Genomic DNA, 17320 nt, shown 5'->3' with positions numbered 1-17320 from the left:
TAGATTTATTGAATTTCTAGCAGTTCAACATCAAAGATCAAAACACTTGCTGGTGGAATTGGGCCTGAGCCACTCTTACCATAGCCAAGCGTGCTTGGTACGAAAAGGCGGATTTTCTCACCCTCTACCATGTATTGTAGGCCTTCTTGCCAGCCTTTAATGACTTGGTTAAGACCAAATGAAATAGGCTCACCACGATTAACAGAGCTATCGAATATCGTGCCATCAATCAAGGTGCCGTGGTAGTGTACTTTTACTTTACTTGTTGCAGTTGGGTGAACCTCACCTTCGCCTTTTTCAAGAACCATGTATTGAAGGCCACTTTCTGTTGTGATAACGCCTTCTTTTTTCGCATTTTCTAGTAAGAATGCTTGGCCTTTGGCAAAGTTTTCATCTGCTACTTTATGGTTTGTCCAAGTACGGTAAATGAAAAAGCCCGCCAAAATAAAAATAATAAGAGGAAACAAAAATTTAGACACGTGATCTCCTTGTCTATTTAGGTTGTTTTAGCAAAAAGTTGATGGTTTCTGCCATGGCTTCAACGCTGTCATGACCACCAGTAATCACTTGATATTTTCCGTTTACGATAAAGGCTGGAACGGAGTTAATTTGGCCGCGAGTCGTGATCGCTTCTGCCTTAGTGATGTACTCAAACAGCGTTTTTTGCTGTGCTTCATCTAAATGGTAAGGGCTGATAAGGTTGCGAGACTCAAAGGCTTTCTCTACGGCGATTTGGCGTTCCTCAGCCGTTGCATCGGCACCCATTTGCACAGCAGTAAAAAGATCCGCCATAAACGCTTTATCTGGTGTTGATTCAAGCTGCATTACGGCAGTATAGAAGATGATGGCGCTCACTTGTGCACTTTCATTGAACGTTACATGCATTTTTTCAACGCTTTGATCGGTCAATGATTCAATTTGAGGGACAAACTCTTCCATTGAGCGGCAGTGGCCACAAGTTAAAGAGAATGCTTCAGTCAGGGGAGCTAAATCATATTCTTCAAGGGATACTGGCAAAACTTCGTATTGTTTGCCTTGCTGAGGCTGACTCTTGCCGCTATCGCATGCCGACAAAGCCATTACGGCAACAACAACAGCAAAGCCTTTCGATATGGTTTTTAACATAGTAGTGCTCTAAATGAGAAATTTGCGTTAGTTTATCGGTTAACGATAGTGACTAAAACCATTAAATAACAATAAAGTGAGACCATTGGTAACAGACTTTGCCTGACGTATGGACTGTAAGGGTAGGGTATTTTAGTGTTGCGTTTTATTTGAGAGATGATTTTGCATTGACTCCAGTGGCATGAACGCTGCATAGACAAACCAGTCGGTGGACAAAAGCGCTAAAGATTCGGCGTGTTTTGTCGACACAATGAACAAGAGTTTTTCTACGTTGGTAATGGTATGAAGCATTGGTTTTTAATTGTTTGTGGCATTCTGGCCGGGTGCAGCAGCCTCGATCAAGATATGGTCCCTGGTGGGAACATTTTAGATACAGCTCCTAAATCAAACACTGAGCTGAGACACCCAGAGTGGGGATACCCGAGCGCATCCAATGTGGCTTCTTCCCCTCGTTCATATCAAACGGCGAGGGCGTCAGTAAAAAAGTCGCAAAACGTGACCTCTCTGGAAATGTTCCTGAGCAGGCATAACATTCCTCACGAGACGCTCAGTGGTGGTCACCTGATGATACGTTTGAAAGAGCAAGTGCATTTTCAAACGGGTTCTGCACGGTTATCTGCTCAATCTCAAGACTGGATTCGAAACATTGGTCACTATCTGGCTGGAAGAACTGATGTTGATGTCGTGATTGATGGTCATGCGGATAGCACGGGAGCTGAAAGCTTCAATGACACGCTATCTGAAAAGCGAGCTCGTGAAGTAGAAAAACAACTATTGGCGACGAGTATTCCACGTCAACGAGTGTTTTCTAGAGGCTTCGGAGAGTATGTACCGAAGTGCAGCAATGCGACAGCGAGTGGTAAAGCTTGCAATCGGCGCGTAGAGCTAACATTGATCGTGGATGAATAACGCAGACGTTAGGCGGTAATCTTCGTTGTGTTGTTCTCACATACCCGTTATTTGCTTAGTGGAGTTTAAGTTCGGAGTTGAGCAAGAAGACTGAATAAGGAAAGCTCGCACGGCAACATTTAGCTAGAAAAAATAGAAAAGAGGCACCGTTAGGTGCCTCTTTTACATCCGCCAATGTTCATAGGGGGAACTTAGGCAAATTCTTTTTCAACGTAAGCGACGATGTCAGATGACTCGTATAACCACTGTGTTTCGCCATCTTTTTCGATACGAAGGCAAGGGACTTTAACTCGCCCACCACCTTGCTCTAGTTCAGCTCGATGAGTAGGATTATTTTTTGCATCACGTAGCTCAATGTTCACCGATTGACGCTTCATTGCACGGCGGACCTTTACGCAAAAAGGGCAGGCTTCAAATTGGTAAAGTGCGTATTGTTTCGCTTTTTCATCAATACGTTGCTGTTCTTCTGCGGTGCGCTTAATACCACGAGGTGAGAACACCGCGTTCAGCAATAAGATAACCTTGCCTAAAATCCAACGGATAAACTTCATAATGATCCCTTGATGTTCATTGGGTAACTGTCCTTTAAGAATGCAATCATGATGCTTGTTGCACTGAGCGTGAAGTCTATCAGTTGTTTGAAATGGATAAAACCATGTATTTTATGCGGAAAATAGACGTTTAAACCAACCCCAAAAGCCACTTGCTGAAGCCGGACGGGCTTCCTTACCTTGATAAAAACTTTGCATGAGTTCGGTTCTGAATGCATCAACGTCCATGCGTTTTATGACAAGCTCGTGCTGCAATGTATTTTGAGTCTGCTCAGCATGATCGTGCGCCAAGCTGAAATCCATATTTAAATAGCCTTGCGTGTATAACCAAAGGTGGGTGACTAAGATTAGGTCTTCAGCAGATTGGTTAGTAAACTTATCCGCGTGCTCATTACCCAAGGAGTCAGTCAGAACTTGCTGCATACGCTGGGTAGAGTGAGCATGTTGCTCGTAGTTAGCACTTGCTTCAATATGTGATTTGGTCAAAAGGCCAAGCAGGTGAAGAGTAGGTGCTGTTGTGGGTTTGTTCTCACAAACTTTTGTAAATAGTTGTGACTGTTCTTTTAACCAACGTCGCTTTGCTGCTTTATGTTCTTTAACAAAGGGGATTTCTTCAAATCCCATCTCTTGACTCAGTTCACTAAGAGACGTCATGGTTTTTTAGTTCCTTCACCGTTACTTCGATATGCTGATCATTGATATCAACAAAAATTGAGCTGCCAGTAATCATAACAGAAAGGCTAGTACCTCGGTCAAGGTGCTGACAAATCAAGTCGATAGCGTCATAGTCAAAGCTCTCTACGTTGACGGGAAGCATTGAGAACTTTCCTGACATTTTGTCCCACCAGACAGCCGCTTTGGTGTTATAAGTGTAAACTTTTACATGCTTTGCTAGGCGAGAAGCTTTCTTAATTCTGTCTGGTTCTGGTTCGCCAATTTCAATCCAGTGAGTAATGCTTTGATCATCGCCAACATGCCATAAATCAGGCTCTTCAATCGTAGAGAGTCCTTTTGTAAACTCCAGATTGCTTTGAGCATTTAAACAGTAAGCTAGAATGCGAGCCAACATTCTTTGCGGCTTTTCAGAAGGGTGAAGGGCGATAGTTAGATTTTTAGAATCGTAATAGTCATTATTCATATCGGAAATGGCGATACGAAATTTGTAAATGGTTGGTTTAAGAGCCATAGATTTATATCGTTTTGTTGGCAAAATAAGTTTTGGGCAAAAAAAATAGCCAGCTTTAAAAGCTGGCTATCGTATCAAATTCTTTAAGAATTAAAGTACTTTGATTTGCTCTGCTTGAGGGCCTTTTTGACCTTGAGAGATAACAAATTCTACTTTCTGGCCTTCAACTAGAGTACGGAAGCCGTCACCAGTGATTGCAGAGAAGTGAGCAAATACGTCAGGACCGTTTTCTTGTTGAATGAAACCGAAGCCTTTAGTTTCGTTGAACCACTTAACTGTGCCAGTAGCTGTGTTAGACATGTCTATTTCCTAAATATCTAAATAATGTAATCTTTCGCCTCAACGGCGCTTATAGCGTGGAAAAATAAATTGCTATTGCGTACCACAGGACGACGGGTTACAAGTAATCCAACGAAATGTGAAAACAAAGAACTTTCTTTCTAGCCGTGTTTGAGTCTAGGTTAATTCCACGAAGAGTCAACATATATTAGTGCTTTATGGACAAATATTTGTATTTAGTCACTATTTAACCAGCATGTTTTTGATTAAATTTCAAATAAATGACGGTGATGTGAAGTTTTTTAGCATAAAATTCAACTAAATCTATAAATTTGACTTATTTATATAATTATTGTCCAATCTGGTTCGACCATTAAGGAGGATTTATGGCAAAGCGTAAAATCAGTCCTCAACCGAGTGGCTCACAACATGAGACCGACTTCGGCAGAGGTGAAATCAAAGACAACGCGTTAAAAGCGGTTGTTACCAGTCAGCTGTTCCAAACACGAGTCGTTAAAGCGAAAAAAGGTAAAGGTAGCTTCAGCCGTAAAATGAAGCATAGAGGCAAAGAGCCCTATTCAAAGTTCTCCCCAAGGTGGATTTTGAATAGGGCTTTTTTATTGGTACTAGGTGTTTGCAAAACTGATGATATTCAATTTTTTAGTACCAGATAAGTTATTCCTAATTTATCATGTACTGCTTCAACTGCTTCAACTGCTTCAACTGCTTCAACTGCTTCAACTGCTTCAACTGCTTCAACTGCTTCAACTGCTTCAACTGCTTCAACTGCTTCAACTGCTTCAGCGAACCAAGCGTTGAAAGTACCAATTAAGTACTAAAACTTACTAAGTTAGATTCATATCAATAAGCGTCACTTCCTGTATTATGCAACTCTACTATATCTTTAGTCTAATCAAACAGCCGAGATTATGGTTTAAAAAGACTGGTGAGAAGTAGGTATGTCATCGACGAGTTATGGTACTTATGGTTGCAAATGTAAAAAAGCGTGTGCATCTTTATTACTACTGTGGCTGTCCATTTGTCCGATGGCGCATGCGCACAAATCAGAGTCTCATTCTTTAATTGTTGCTAACTCCAAAGCGTGGAAGCCGTTCTCTTACCTTAGCCCAGATGGTGAACCTAAAGGTATTTTAATCGACTTTTGGAAAGAGTACGCGGCGAACAACCAAATCGACGTTCAGTTTCTCCTTTTGGATTGGGATGCTTCTTTACAAGCCGTAAAAGAGGGTAAGGCTGACTTTCACGGAGGACTTGTCTACTCGCCCGAAAGAGCGAAGTATATGGACTTTGGCGCAGTCATAATGCCTATCCAAACCAAATTGTACGTAAATAAAGATGTACTTTCGGTTGATATCAGGAGTGTTTTAACTGGCGAAATGACGCTGCCAATTGGCGTTGTTAAAGGAAGTTACGAGTCTGAGTTTGTTCAGACGAATTACCCGAATGCACCTATCGCAGAATACATTAACAATGATTCGATGATACAAGCCGCCGTCGATAAAAAGGTGCTGTACTTCGTTGCAGACCTGCAAGTTGCTAACTTTTATATGGCAACCACGCCGGGAGCGGGTATGTTTGTCCCGACAATTAGCTTATATAGTAAAGATCTTCGGATTGCAGCAGGAATGCACAGTGCAACTTCCATTTTAGAGGTATCACGAGCGTTTGAAAAAGTCATCGATACGGATCGTGAGCGGATCCTCACCCGTTGGAGTGTGGTGAAAACGGTTTATCCACTTTATCTTTTCCCTATTGCTATTTTCATTATGGCGGTCGCAACGCTTTATCATATTTTTGCTCTCAAACGTATGGTTGCTCTTCGGACAAGGCAATTAACGATTGCCAATCAGCAATTGCTGGAGATGACGTTGACGGATTCTCTCACAAAGCTATACAACCGTAGACACCTGATTGAGCAATTGGCGCTACTGAATCATTTGAAGCGAAACTTAACGGTGATGGTGTTTGATATTGATGATTTTAAATCAATCAATGATCGATATGGCCACCTTGCTGGAGACCGAGCAATAGTTGCCATCGCAGAAGCCGCTAAGTCGATGACTGATGACCGAATGACATTGGCGAGAATTGGAGGAGAAGAGTTCGCACTCGTTACGTCTTCTCTGTCAGAGCGAGAAGCGCTCAATTTTGCCAATATGCTTTGTAAAGCCGTTTACGATCAGCCTGTTATACTGGGCGGACAAGCAATTCATTTGAGTATCAGTTTGGGCTGTGCTTACTATCCTGAGTTTACCCACATCGTGAGCTTGCAAGATGCTGACGAGTTGATGTATCAAGGTAAGTCTGAAGGAAAGAATCGTGCAGTTTTCCAAGTTATAACAGACTGTCAGCTTCAACCTGCGCTTCGTCAAGTGAATTAGATCTCGCTACTTCAACTGATACTTCAAACCATCCTCAAGCCTCAAAGTTTTAGTCAGAGTAAGGTGGTAAGCGTTGACGATCACGTTGCGTTGTTTTCTTTGAGGCCAATTTGCGTACAAATACTTGCACTTTCATATATATAACCCCCCATCTGCTCACGTTTTTATCATAGAAGCAGTAATTGTTTCAAAGTGATAAGCGATTTCTTGGTAAAGATCAGAACCCCTGTCTACACTCAGTGTAAAGTAATGCATATAAAGCATAATGCATACAGTGTTGTACAAAAACAATTAAAGAAGATAAGAAATAAGTTGGCTTGAGAAGGACGGGGAATGAACAACGAATGCTTTGCTAGGTTCCGAGCTGTCACGGATGAACTGTCAATGAAAGAATCGTTGTCAGTTGGGAAAGACCCTTATGCTCACTATCTCAAAGATATTGTGGGCATTGATTTGTTGTCTCGTGAAGAGGAGTTGCATTACGCCAAACTTAATCGAGCTGGTGATGAAGAAGCGCGCGAAATGTTGATTGAGTCTAATCTTCGACTTGTTGTGAAAATCGCAAAAGGCTACCTCAAACGGCCAGGCAATAACTTTACTCTGCTCGATTTAATAGAAGAAGGTAACATTGGTTTGATAAAAGCGGTCGATAAGTTCGATCCTGAGCCAGGCTACCGTTTTTCTACTTATGCGGTATGGTGGATTCGCGAGAATATAGAAGCGGCATTAATGAACAATGGCCGCACGGTACGTTTACCTGCTCATGTGTGCAAAGAGATAAATAGCCTGGCTTTAAAAAAGCTAGATGCGTCAAAAAGTGAGAGCAAGGAGTTGTCTATTTCTGAACTCTCACGCTGCTCAGGGGTGAAAGCAGAACGTATAGATGAACTTGTTGCTCTAAGTGGTTTTATTGATGTATCGACCACTGCGGACCTACATCGTGTTCCATTTGTTCTTGAACTGTGTGAAAGTGAGTACACGCCAGATCCACAACAAGACTGTGAAAACCAGTGCTTTACTCAAGCCATTGAAAATATTATTAAAACTTTGCCAACTAAGTTGCAGAAAGTCTTGATCCATCGATTCGGATTATTTGACCAGAGAGTGAAAACCTTGTCGGAAATAGGCCTGTTGTTAAACGTGTCTAACGAGCGTGTTCGTCAGATGCAGATAGAGGCGGTTGAACGCGTGCAGAAACGTCTCCGATTCGATGGTTGGGTTTAAGATTTTTAGCCCCTTATCCTAGCTGATTAATTTACTGGCTTGCTACTCTGTTCTTCCGTAAGTAACAGCAGCTCAAGCTGTGCTTTAGCTGCTGCCTCCAATCTCCATACACTCAATAATCGGTTAAGTGCTGCGCGATAAGTACGACTTTTGAGTAAAAAAGCGAGCGTACTTGTGTAGTTGTTTACGACTTGCGCTTGTGTCTCGACCAAAGCAGTTTTGTTTTCGATGTCGATGTGTTGAAGGTTAAAGTCAGGAAGAAACGCACACTCATACCATACCTCTACAATTTCACGAATTTCGAGTTCTTCTTCAGGCACGTCGAAGTCTTGTAACTGGTAGTTTTCTGGTATTGTTGATAAATAAACCACATCCAATTTGTCTGCAACAAATGTATACATCGGATTCCTTAGTGTACGCGCTTACAGAGTAAATAGTCTCATCGTTTACATTTTTGTCAATGACCGTGCTCAAGTATGAATGATGAACCACACCACATTCCGAACTTAACTTAGACTTTTTAAGTACTTATCGGTTAACCCGAAATACTTCAGGTTGCCATCTGGCTCCAAGACTAAGCTCATATTGGATGTAGAGATCATGCCCGGATCATTCGTTGAGAAAATAACGGTCTTATTGAGTAGTTTATCGCTGAATAACCGCTTGAAGTAGTGCGAGTTTTCTTGCTCTGCACCATTAAATGGCTCGTCAATGATAATCAAAGATTGTTCGCAGTTGCCTAGCCCTAATGCGAGCCGTAGTCTTTGTTGAATACCATTTGGTAAACTTTTACAGATATCAACGCTCAATTGAGTGTCCAGGCCTTGTGGCAACCATGTATCGAGCTCAAAGAAACTCACCATTTCACGCATTTTTTCTGTTGGGATTAATCCATTATGCAAGATGAAGTTAGTCTCCAAGGAGCCTTCAAAAATATGCAGGTTAAACGGGATGTAGTTAATCGAGGTTCGATAGCGGTAACTGTTGAACTGTTTGATGTTATAACCGTCCACCGAAACTGAGCCTTGATAGCGTTCCTCTAGCCCAGCGATAATAGAGATGAGCGTCGTTTTACCGCAACCTGTTGGTCCACAAATCACAACTTTTGCGCCCGGTGGAATTTTAAAACCAAGATTAGTTAAGCCTGTTGCCGCACCACTATAACGATGGCTCACACCAGAGCCGACGATACTACCTTGGAAGAGGCGGATAGGGGGGCTTTTCTCTAACGTTAGCTTATCGTCATTCATCGCCATAAGGTTGTTGATTTGCGCAGAAGACGCCTTAATGGATTGGAACTTAGAAATAGAGTTGTAGATGCCCATAATAGGCCCCAACGCCTTCCAGACTAAAATTACAGTAGCAAGCATTGCACCTGCATCGGAGGTGCCGTCCATCACGCCGATAACGGCCGCGACGATACTTGCGGTACCAATAACCTGAATCAAACTCCCGCCTGCTGCCTGAACCCTGCTATTAGTCACTGAAACATGTTCTGCATCGTTTGTGCTTTGTAAATGTGATGCGCTAAAGCGGGACTGGATAACACGCAATAATGGCAAGCCTTGGATGGTTTTTATACCACGAAGAATCTCATTCCATTGGTAAGAAACCATGGCGTTGGCGCGAGAGCTCTTGGACGTGGCTTGCGAGTAGATGTAACGAGAATAAACACAGAACACCAACATTAGAATCAACCCCGCCATAACGACTAGCGCTGCGGTACCAGACATAAGAGCAATGGCAATAATGAATACGATAACAAACGGCATGTCGAAGTAGCTTAATGTTGACTCTGCGGTTACCAAACGGCGGAAAGTGTCGATGTCCTTCAATCGTGCTAACTGAGAAGAGACACCAGCGGTAGATGTCATCGAATAAGGAAGCCACAACAGTTTGGATATTACGTTTTGAGAAATATGCACCGCCAAATCCTTTCCTGATGTGGCGATGATGTTGACCCGCATTTTCTTGAAAAAGTATTCCGAGAACCCAACAATCACAGCAAATAACGTGAGCCAATAAAGCGTGGCTTGCGAGCTAGAGGTTAAGGCGAAGTTGTACACACTCATAATAAAAAAGGGCTGGAGTGCGCCGAGAATGCTGACCACGAAGCTGAGAATAATCAGGCTTTTGAGTTCATTGTTGTAGCGATAAAACGCGTATTTAATCCAGTTACTGCGGTCTTGAGATTCAGGTGGCGGCTCTCGGAATAAGCGGGAGTATTCGCTGATCGACACCAACAAGCACGGCTTCTTGCAGAGCGGGTATTCAATGGTGTTGTTATTGGTGTAATCAAACAGGATCAGTTTGCCGTCTTTGGTGCCCAAGAAAATCGCAGTGAGGTTTTCTATCTCAATAAAACAAGGATGAGGGTGCCCCTCGATGTGCTCCAACGTTTTTAATTTGGTGACGTCACAACGGTAACCAAGACGTTCAATGGTGGCAATAAAACTGTCGCTGTCTTTTGGTTTAGGGATAAAAGCGTCACTGAGGATAGAAGGTGTGCCTTCCCATTCAAGCGCTATGAGGGTGTAAGCTAAACCACGAATCAAAGGTGACTGATTGTATCGCTCGTCATAACTGCGAGCCTCAAAGTCCAACAAGCGCTGAGGGACATTATTAAAATCAACCAAAATACTCATTGGTCACCTCCGGTAAGTTTGACGCGTTTGAGGCGATGATTGAGTTTGTCCATCTTGTTGCTGACGATGATGAGGATTTTGTCGTTGGCGCGATAGGCGGTGCTGGTCAAAACCAATCGAGCAAAGTCGTCATCATAAACACAGTCGATGTCGTCGAAGATCAACACACGTTTGTTCGCGAGTAAGGCACGCACTAACAACAAGGCATAAGCGACTTGGCGCGAGAATGGGTTGCGTAAATGTCCTTTAAGCTCGGTGTAAAAACCAGCGGGAAGGGCATCGATTTGTGCCTTGATGTTCATGGTTTCGCAAAGCGCAAATGCCGTGTTATTTAAGCTCGGGCGGAAACAAGTCAAGTTGTCGATGATGGTGCCTTCGACGAACGAACTGGTTTTGTCGACCATGAGCACGCTATTACGCCAGACGTTGTAGTTGACGTCATCGAGCGGTGTCTCGTTGATTTGGATATCGAGCTTGCTGTCGGTGTTTTGCCGCGTAATGCAATTGGCGAGGTGGGTTTTACCTGCGCCGCTTTTCCCCGTCAGCAAGTAAGCCTGACCGCGTTCAAACTCAATGCGTTGTTTTTCCGAATACTTCACCGAGATGCGCTCGACTTCCGTCGTGTCGTTTTGTTGTTCTATAGATGCAGCAAGCTCAAGCAGCTCGGCGATACGTTGAATATGAAGCTTGTTCAACTCCCATCGACTCACCGTGCGCATTACTTGCTGGTATGGCGCGAAGTAGCGGTTGGTAAGCATGATGATGGCAGCCATGATGCCTTGGCTCGATTGCATGTTGATAACTGCCGTTGCCAAAACCACCACCACACAAGCGATGGAGAGCTGTTGTATGAGCGACAAGATAAGGTTGAAGTTTGATTCAATTTGCTCGTATTTGATGTTCTCGACTTCACGTTCTTCCACCATTTGTGTCATCAAGCTCTCAACGCGATATTCCATATTGCGCGCTTTGATATCGAGTGGGCTAGAGATGATCTCGATGATTTTAGAAGTAGTTAAGCCTTCGATGTCGGATTTGTTTTCTAAGCTGTTGATTTTCTGCTTGGAAAGACTGAGTGCGAACACCGCCAAAATGATGGAGGCGAGCAAGATGGTCACTCCCGCCCAAATGTTGATCACACCGATAATCAGAATGGTCAGTATGCTGACGGCAAGGTTGATCAATGCCCGTACAGATTCTCCGCCAAAGAAGGATTTAATCTCTGGAATGGTCGCAATACGCTCTAGGTATTCACCGGGTTCTAGACGACGAAACTTCGATATCTCAGCCAAACAGATTGATTGAAACACCTTGTTGGTTAAGTTGGTTTCGAACTGCTTCATGATCACCGACGAAATCTTCTCTTCCTGATTTTTTAAGTGATAGTCGAGGAGGATGGTTATTAAGATAATGGCAAACAGAAGAAACAGCGTGTCTTTGGCTTGGTTAGGTAAAACTCGGTCAAAAATAATCAGTATCGAAAAGGGCAGCACTAAACCAAACAGCGTGGAGATGACCGTTGAGAAAGTCAGATAACACTTGTCAGCAAAGTTAATCTTCTGGGAAAAGTGCTCAGTTTGCATTGCGACCTCCTTTCTTAATCGATGGTTTGGAGAGAAGGTGTTTTGGAACTAAGTCTTGATTGCTTCTGCCTTCGATATCGCCCATCAACTGCATGATGCTTTCGATGGATTGCACCGACAGCATGCCTTTGATTTGCTCAAGATTGATCGATTCAATGATGTAGTCATAACGCGCGCTCTCGTAATCACGTAGCGCGCTAAACAGTTTACTTTCCGCTGCCAGTAAGTCGGTAATGGTTCGCGTACCAAGCTGATAGGCGCGTTGAATGCCTTTGTAGGAAGCGTAGTTGGCACGGATGATGTTCTCGTAACTGCTAATAGCTCGGGAGAAGTCGTTAATGTTGAGTACTGAGGTGTTAACGCTATTGCGCGTCGCGAACAATGAATCTTGGTACAGCAGCTCGGTTCGCTCGATGGAAGTCGACGATTTTTGATAACCGTAGTAATCCGAACCGCCGGAGAAAATTGGCACATTCAAGTTCAACCCGACGCTCGTCGAGTTACTGTCCCCTGTTGCGGTTGGGTCGGTTCGGTCATAGTTGTTCGCATCGTCGTAACGGTAACTGGCAGAGAGCGATACGGTCGGCACAAAGTTTGAACCGCTTTCTTTCAAGCCTCTTCGGCTGCGCTCGACGGTTTTCTTCGCAACCAATAAGTCGTTATTGAGCTTCAAAGCTTGTTCAAGAATCTCACGTTGTTCGGATTCGCTGATTTCCTCCAAGGGAACACTTTCGTAGATGTCTTGTGATGGGGTGACTGGGTATTGAACTTGAATCTCTAAACCGTTCAAAATTACGCGCCGGTCTTTCTCTAAGGTTCTTAAGCGATTGGCAATGCCTTCTTTCTGGGCAATTACCTCATACAACTCGCTCGCCGCAGTGTTGCCAAGTTCCACGTTGCGACGCATTTGGCGCTCACGTGTTTCAGACGATTTAAGTTCTACTTGGGTGGCTTTGATTTGCGCGTTGTTTTTGAGGTATTCGAAATATTGCGTCGCGATTTCAGAAATGGTGCTCTGGATTTTGTTCTCGTGTTTGATTTCCTCAATGTTGAAATCCAGCTTCGCGGTGCCGTATTTGAAGATGTCGCCAAGGTTAAACACCGATTGCGATAAAGACACGCTGTAGCTATTTGAGTTGTAGCTTGAACGTTTATCTGGTGTTCCCGTTAATATGGTCTCGTTTTCATTCCATGTTGTATCAGCGGCACCGTTTAAAGAAGGCAGGAACTTAGAACGGCTAATGTCGATGTTGTATTCGTTTTCTTCCACTCCTTTGTCACTAGCGCGCAGAGATAAATTGTTTTCCAAGCCGAGTTTGACCGCCTCAAGCAAGGTGGTCGCCATTGCCGAAGGAGCATTGCTCAATGTAAGCGCTGCCAATACGCAGCTAGTTAAGTTTCTGTACCGCCACATACTTGTTGATCACCTTGATGATTTCGTCGTTTTTATAAGGTTTGCTGATCACGTAATCCATTCCAGCTTCGATACAAGCTTGGTGTTCATTACTGCTGGTCAATGCTGTCGCGCCTATGATGGTGCAAGGGTTTTGTCCGCTCTCTTGTTCGTATTGTCGAATGCGTTTGGTTGCTTCAATACCGCCCATGCCAGGCATGATGCAGTCCATAAAAATGATGTCCGAGCGCTGATTCATGAAGTGCTGAACAGCGTCTGCGCCATCGCCAACGGTGTCGGCTTCGTATTCTTGCTTGCTCAAAATACGTTTGAGTAGAATCTGTTGAACACGGTCATCTTCCACAATCAGGAATGAGCTGTTCTCCATCTGATCTTCTGAGGCTTCCGCTTCCATGATTGCTAAAAGATTGGGGATAAACTCATACGGAATCGCAGGGGAGTTCAGAATCTTGTCGACAAAGGTATGGCTCTCTTGCGCTTGCTGAGTGCTAGTGACCGAGAGCAGCAACTTGGTGTTCGGGTGATTGCGCAGTTGCGATTTCACCGTTTTGCTCAGTGAGGGCAGCTTGTTTGGCTCGAACGTGTCGGTCAGCATGATGGCATCGTATTCGCCAAAGGTTTTTGCCGCAGAGAAGAGTTCGTTCGGCGTTCGAATTGGCGTAATCTCTAAGCCCAAGTTGACTAACATTTTGCTCATCACATCAATGCGCAGCTGAGAGTTGGCACACAGTAATAGGCGCTTATTGTCGAAGCGAGTTTTCTCGGTGTGGAAGCTTTTGGCTTTCAAATCGAGCTGAATTTGAAAACGTTCCTGATTGCCCGATTGATACCAATGGCTCTCGTAATAGCCATAATCTTTCAACACGCTTTTCGCCAAATCGTCTTTGGTTGCAGTGTGCTGTTTATGGTCGCTCCAGTGTAGGGTATTGAGCTTGGCAAGCGGCACATCCAGCGTGGTTAAGAAGTTTAGATTGATGGTCAGGCGGGTATTTTCAATGTCTGACGCCGCACCTGATTCAATGGTGACAAACAGTTTCTTGTCGGCTTTGAGTTGGATGGCATTTGATAGCTGAAGGAACAACACCCAGAATAAGCTGGTGGATTGTCCTTCAACACGGTTTGGTAAGTTATCTGAGATAAAGCAGTCTAGCTCACCTTCATTTCGCTGCACTTTTGAACTGATGTGAATCATCAATTCAGACAGTACATTCAGCAGTGAAAACTCTTTCGATTTGCTCTCGGTCCCTTGTGAAATGAGTCGGTTGTAGTTCTCTGCCAATTCAGACAGGGTATTGGCAGCCGAGGTTATATCTTGCGCCATCAACACGCCGCTCTCATCGGTCTCTTGAACGAGATATTGCACGCCGCCGTTAATGGTGTTGGTGATGCCACGAATCTCGTAACCAATCAGAGCATAGAGCTGCTTGTAGAGATCGTTATTGCGTTTTTGTTCTTCGAGTTTGCTGAAAATCAGTTTTAGGTGTGAGTAGATCTGACGCTGCTTAGGATTGATGCTCACTTCATTCAGCAACTCTTCCAACCTTTGTAAATCCAGTAGTTTGAGTTCTTGATAAAGCTCATCGAATTCTTGGTCAATGTCTCGCTCATTCGAGCTGGATTTTTTCAGTTTAAGGATTGCCACCAAGTTCGATAGCACTGCGATACCAACCAGTACGACAACGACCACAAACAACCAAATGAAGAACTCGTTTTTCTCCATCATTAGGTCACTCGCATGGTTGTTAAATATGGTCCGGTAGTTGTCGTCCATTTGTAGGTAGTTATTGGTGAGCGAGAGGTACAGTGCCAACACATCGTCGCGTGTTTTTTGGCTGTCTGAGAAGCGATTGATTGCCAGTTCAAGCTGCGTGTATTCGGTCGCGCCCACCAAGCTAAACTCGGTTTTGTTGAGTGACGCGAGCGACTTAAATTGGTCAATTTCGTCTTTCAGAACCTCAAAATCAAGCTCTGTTGTACTGCAATAACGTGCGCTTAAACAGCGTTGAAGTGTTTGAATATCAAACTCGATAGTTTGGTTGAGCTGTTGAGCTTGAACCAACAGAGGCGCGTTTTGCACTTTCTCGACTGAATCCACTTTGTCCCAAGAGATATACAAATAAAAGGCGAGGGCAGCCAGCATCAAGCTGAAAGCAATGCTTAGGCGCATAACAGGAACGGAAATATTGTAAGAAGGTTTGCTACTCATCCATCACCTCTCATCGAATGCGTCTTCGATAGCCGACATAACCGGCTTCGCTGCGTATTCGATAACCCGGCGTGAACCTGTTTTCACGTCTGCGGTAAACTCCATATAAGGGGACAGCTTGTATTGTGTGCCTCCGCGCTCTAGATAGTTTTGACTGATTTGGATTTCCGCGAGGTAGAATTCAGCGTCTTCTTCTTCATAAGAAGAACGGCTGATCGATGCAATTCGACCTTCCAAAAATCCGTATTTGGCAAAGTTGTAGGTATCCATCTTCACTTTGACCGCTTGTCCGATTTCTACAAAACCCATGTCTTTACGCGGGATCTTCGCCTCTCCATGAAGGGCGTTATTGATCGGTGCAATGTCCGCGATGCTTTCACCTGGCGGTATCACAGCGGAGCGGAAGTTGAAGTGCACTTTATCTACTACACCGTCAATAGGGGCGTAAACCACGAGGCGATCCACTTTATCTGAGTGTTGAGGACGTAATATACGTTTCAACTTTAAGTCCTTGTTTGCTTGAATGATTTGTGCTTGATACTCGGCATTACGATTCTCCACCAAGTCTCGGTACTGCTTCTCTAGTTTGTCGAGTTGGAAGCGCTCATTCATGACCGACTCATCAAGGTTTTCTATCTCACGCACCATGTTTGACTCTTGAACCTGCATATTCAGAACATCGACGTAAGACGCCATTTCCTCTTTGTACAAGGTGTTCTTAATATTGAGCTGCTTGCGTATCAAGGAGAGCTGGTTCTCGGAGCTTTTACGGCGCTTGAGCATTGAATCAATAAGCGAATTCTTATGTTGGATATCGTGAGTGATCAACTCTTCATTGGAACGGTTTTTAGAAAACTCTTGCTGCCAGGTATTCATGTTGACTTGCACTAATTCTGGGTACTTTTCGATGTAGGCAGAAAAATCGGGTTCCACCATATCGCGCAGGCTTTCGTAACGAATCTTGTCTAGCTCAAGCTGAATGATCTCTGTGTTTACCGTATCAAGTTGAGTGTTTCTATCCAGAGAGCGAAGGCGTGCAATAGGCTGACCTTCATAAACCACTTCGCCTTTGCGCACTAGCATTTCTTCTAGAATACCGCCTTCAAGGTGTTGCACTTTTTCGATGTCAGATTCGAGCAATAGCTCACCGCGCACCGACACCACAATGTCGATACGAGCCTGAGATGCCACGGCGATAGCCACCATGGAAAGCAAAAAGATAACCAGCAAGGTTTTGTGTACGCTGGTCATTGCACTGGCTAGCACGATTGTATCGTCTGCTGTTACCTTCGAAGCTTCGTTGTTCGAAACGAGCGCCTTTTTGAGGTGATGTTCTATTTGCTTATTACTCATGAGCCACCCCTACGATTCACTACCTGTGCGGCTATCGATTGAATTTTCGATTTTTAACAGCTGGCTAATTTGTTTGTTTACGTTGTTAAGCTCGGTTTTAACGTCCTCAATCAATTCATTAGGAGCAGGGAAATGGTGTTTGTTTAAGTGTTCAAGCTTTGCCAATTTTGGTGGTAAGTCGTCATCACATAACAAGACGAGAATGGTCTTTAGTCTTTTTGAATAACATCTGAGTGCTTCAAAACGGTTTTGTTTATGCAGCATCTCAATATCAATCCCTGCGTCACTGAAATCTTGGTAAAAATCGCCTAATAGCAATTGCAGCCCTTTATGGCTGTTGTCGACTGAGCGCAACAGATTTGTCATATTTATCATTATCCCACCGCACTAATTGCTTTAATGACAACAAGTAAGGATCTTTATACTGGTTTTTCAAATTTTTT

At 43.9% G+C, this 17320-nt stretch carries 18 protein-coding genes; 4 read left to right on the top strand and 14 right to left on the bottom strand.

What is annotated here, in order from left to right:
* Positions 1-5: 5 nt before the first annotated feature.
* Positions 6-479, bottom strand: a complete 474-nt coding sequence (locus NL626_RS07100; protein WP_054578695.1) for an FKBP-type peptidyl-prolyl cis-trans isomerase — start codon at positions 477-479, stop codon at positions 6-8.
* A gap of 13 nt (positions 480-492) precedes the next feature.
* Entirely contained in the window at positions 493-1125 is a 633-nt protein-coding gene (locus NL626_RS07095) for a thiol:disulfide interchange protein DsbA/DsbL (RefSeq protein WP_005375635.1), read from the bottom strand.
* A gap of 282 nt (positions 1126-1407) precedes the next feature.
* On the opposite strand from NL626_RS07095, the gene NL626_RS07090 reads away from it, so the two are divergent.
* On the top strand, positions 1408-2034 hold the full coding sequence (locus NL626_RS07090) for an OmpA family protein (RefSeq protein ID WP_025768460.1): 627 nt from the start codon (positions 1408-1410) through the stop codon (positions 2032-2034).
* A 191-nt stretch (positions 2035-2225) separates the two neighbouring features.
* Here NL626_RS07090 and NL626_RS07085 read toward each other — a convergent pair whose 3' ends face one another.
* The 4 genes from NL626_RS07085 to NL626_RS07070 all read right to left on the bottom strand — a co-directional run bounded on the left by NL626_RS07085 (position 2226) and on the right by NL626_RS07070 (position 4071).
* Entirely contained in the window at positions 2226-2585 is a 360-nt protein-coding gene (locus tag NL626_RS07085) for a glutaredoxin (protein ID WP_005375631.1), read from the bottom strand.
* Positions 2586-2696: 111 nt separating this feature from the next.
* On the bottom strand, positions 2697-3239 hold the full coding sequence (locus NL626_RS07080) for a hypothetical protein (protein WP_005375629.1): 543 nt from the start codon (positions 3237-3239) through the stop codon (positions 2697-2699).
* Positions 3226-3771: a YaeQ family protein gene (locus NL626_RS07075; RefSeq protein ID WP_005375627.1), complete on the bottom strand. Its 546-nt coding sequence runs from the start codon at positions 3769-3771 to the stop codon at positions 3226-3228. The genes NL626_RS07080 and NL626_RS07075 overlap by 14 nt, the downstream gene beginning before the upstream one ends.
* 90 nt (positions 3772-3861) lie before the next feature.
* Complete coding sequence (locus NL626_RS07070) at positions 3862-4071, bottom strand: cold-shock protein (RefSeq protein WP_005375625.1); 210 nt, start codon at positions 4069-4071, stop codon at positions 3862-3864.
* A 365-nt stretch (positions 4072-4436) separates the two neighbouring features.
* Between NL626_RS07070 and NL626_RS07065 the strand changes: the two genes are divergently transcribed.
* A complete protein-coding gene (locus tag NL626_RS07065; RefSeq protein WP_017821594.1) occupies positions 4437-4724 on the top strand; it encodes an alternative ribosome-rescue factor A in 288 nt (95 codons plus the stop codon).
* 7 nt (positions 4725-4731) lie between these two features.
* Here the strand turns inward: NL626_RS07065 and NL626_RS07060 are convergent, their stop codons facing one another.
* A complete protein-coding gene (locus tag NL626_RS07060) occupies positions 4732-4878 on the bottom strand; it encodes a hypothetical protein (RefSeq protein WP_253657168.1) in 147 nt (48 codons plus the stop codon).
* Positions 4879-5009: 131 nt separating this feature from the next.
* On the opposite strand from NL626_RS07060, the gene NL626_RS07055 reads away from it, so the two are divergent.
* On the top strand, positions 5010-6452 hold the full coding sequence (locus tag NL626_RS07055) for a diguanylate cyclase (RefSeq protein ID WP_017635871.1): 1443 nt from the start codon (positions 5010-5012) through the stop codon (positions 6450-6452).
* A 333-nt stretch (positions 6453-6785) separates the two neighbouring features.
* Positions 6786-7676 (top strand): RNA polymerase sigma factor RpoD/SigA, encoded by an 891-nt coding sequence (locus NL626_RS07050; protein WP_017635872.1) that lies wholly within the window; start codon positions 6786-6788, stop codon positions 7674-7676.
* A gap of 26 nt (positions 7677-7702) precedes the next feature.
* On the opposite strand, the gene NL626_RS07045 is transcribed toward NL626_RS07050, so the two are convergent.
* The 7 genes from NL626_RS07045 to NL626_RS07015 form a co-directional block, all read right to left on the bottom strand.
* Complete coding sequence (locus NL626_RS07045; RefSeq protein ID WP_005375619.1) at positions 7703-8077, bottom strand: hypothetical protein; 375 nt, start codon at positions 8075-8077, stop codon at positions 7703-7705.
* 105 nt (positions 8078-8182) lie between these two features.
* Complete coding sequence (locus NL626_RS07040) at positions 8183-10321, bottom strand: ATP-binding cassette domain-containing protein (RefSeq protein WP_053809549.1); 2139 nt, start codon at positions 10319-10321, stop codon at positions 8183-8185.
* A complete protein-coding gene (locus NL626_RS07035; RefSeq protein ID WP_033906826.1) occupies positions 10318-11904 on the bottom strand; it encodes an ATP-binding cassette domain-containing protein in 1587 nt (528 codons plus the stop codon). Before NL626_RS07035 ends, NL626_RS07040 begins: the two co-directional genes overlap by 4 nt.
* Positions 11894-13318 (bottom strand): TolC family protein, encoded by a 1425-nt coding sequence (locus NL626_RS07030; protein WP_253657167.1) that lies wholly within the window; start codon positions 13316-13318, stop codon positions 11894-11896. Before NL626_RS07030 ends, NL626_RS07035 begins: the two co-directional genes overlap by 11 nt.
* Entirely contained in the window at positions 13293-15524 is a 2232-nt protein-coding gene (locus NL626_RS07025; RefSeq protein ID WP_253657166.1) for a response regulator, read from the bottom strand. Before NL626_RS07025 ends, NL626_RS07030 begins: the two co-directional genes overlap by 26 nt.
* Before the next feature lie 3 nt (positions 15525-15527).
* A complete protein-coding gene (locus NL626_RS07020) occupies positions 15528-16877 on the bottom strand; it encodes an HlyD family type I secretion periplasmic adaptor subunit (protein ID WP_033906830.1) in 1350 nt (449 codons plus the stop codon).
* Positions 16878-16886: 9 nt separating this feature from the next.
* Positions 16887-17255 carry a hypothetical protein gene (locus NL626_RS07015; protein ID WP_031777210.1) on the bottom strand — a complete coding sequence of 123 codons (369 nt, stop codon included), beginning with the start codon at positions 17253-17255 and terminating at the stop codon, positions 16887-16889.
* Positions 17256-17320: the final 65 nt, after the last annotated feature.

The sequence above is a fragment of the Vibrio sp. Y58_MX_L22 genome (assembly GCF_024181865.1).
GTDB lineage: Bacteria > Pseudomonadota > Gammaproteobacteria > Enterobacterales > Vibrionaceae > Vibrio > Vibrio alginolyticus.
The sequence above is the reverse complement of the archived record's forward strand: the minus strand, read 5'-3'. Positions and strand labels throughout refer to the sequence as shown.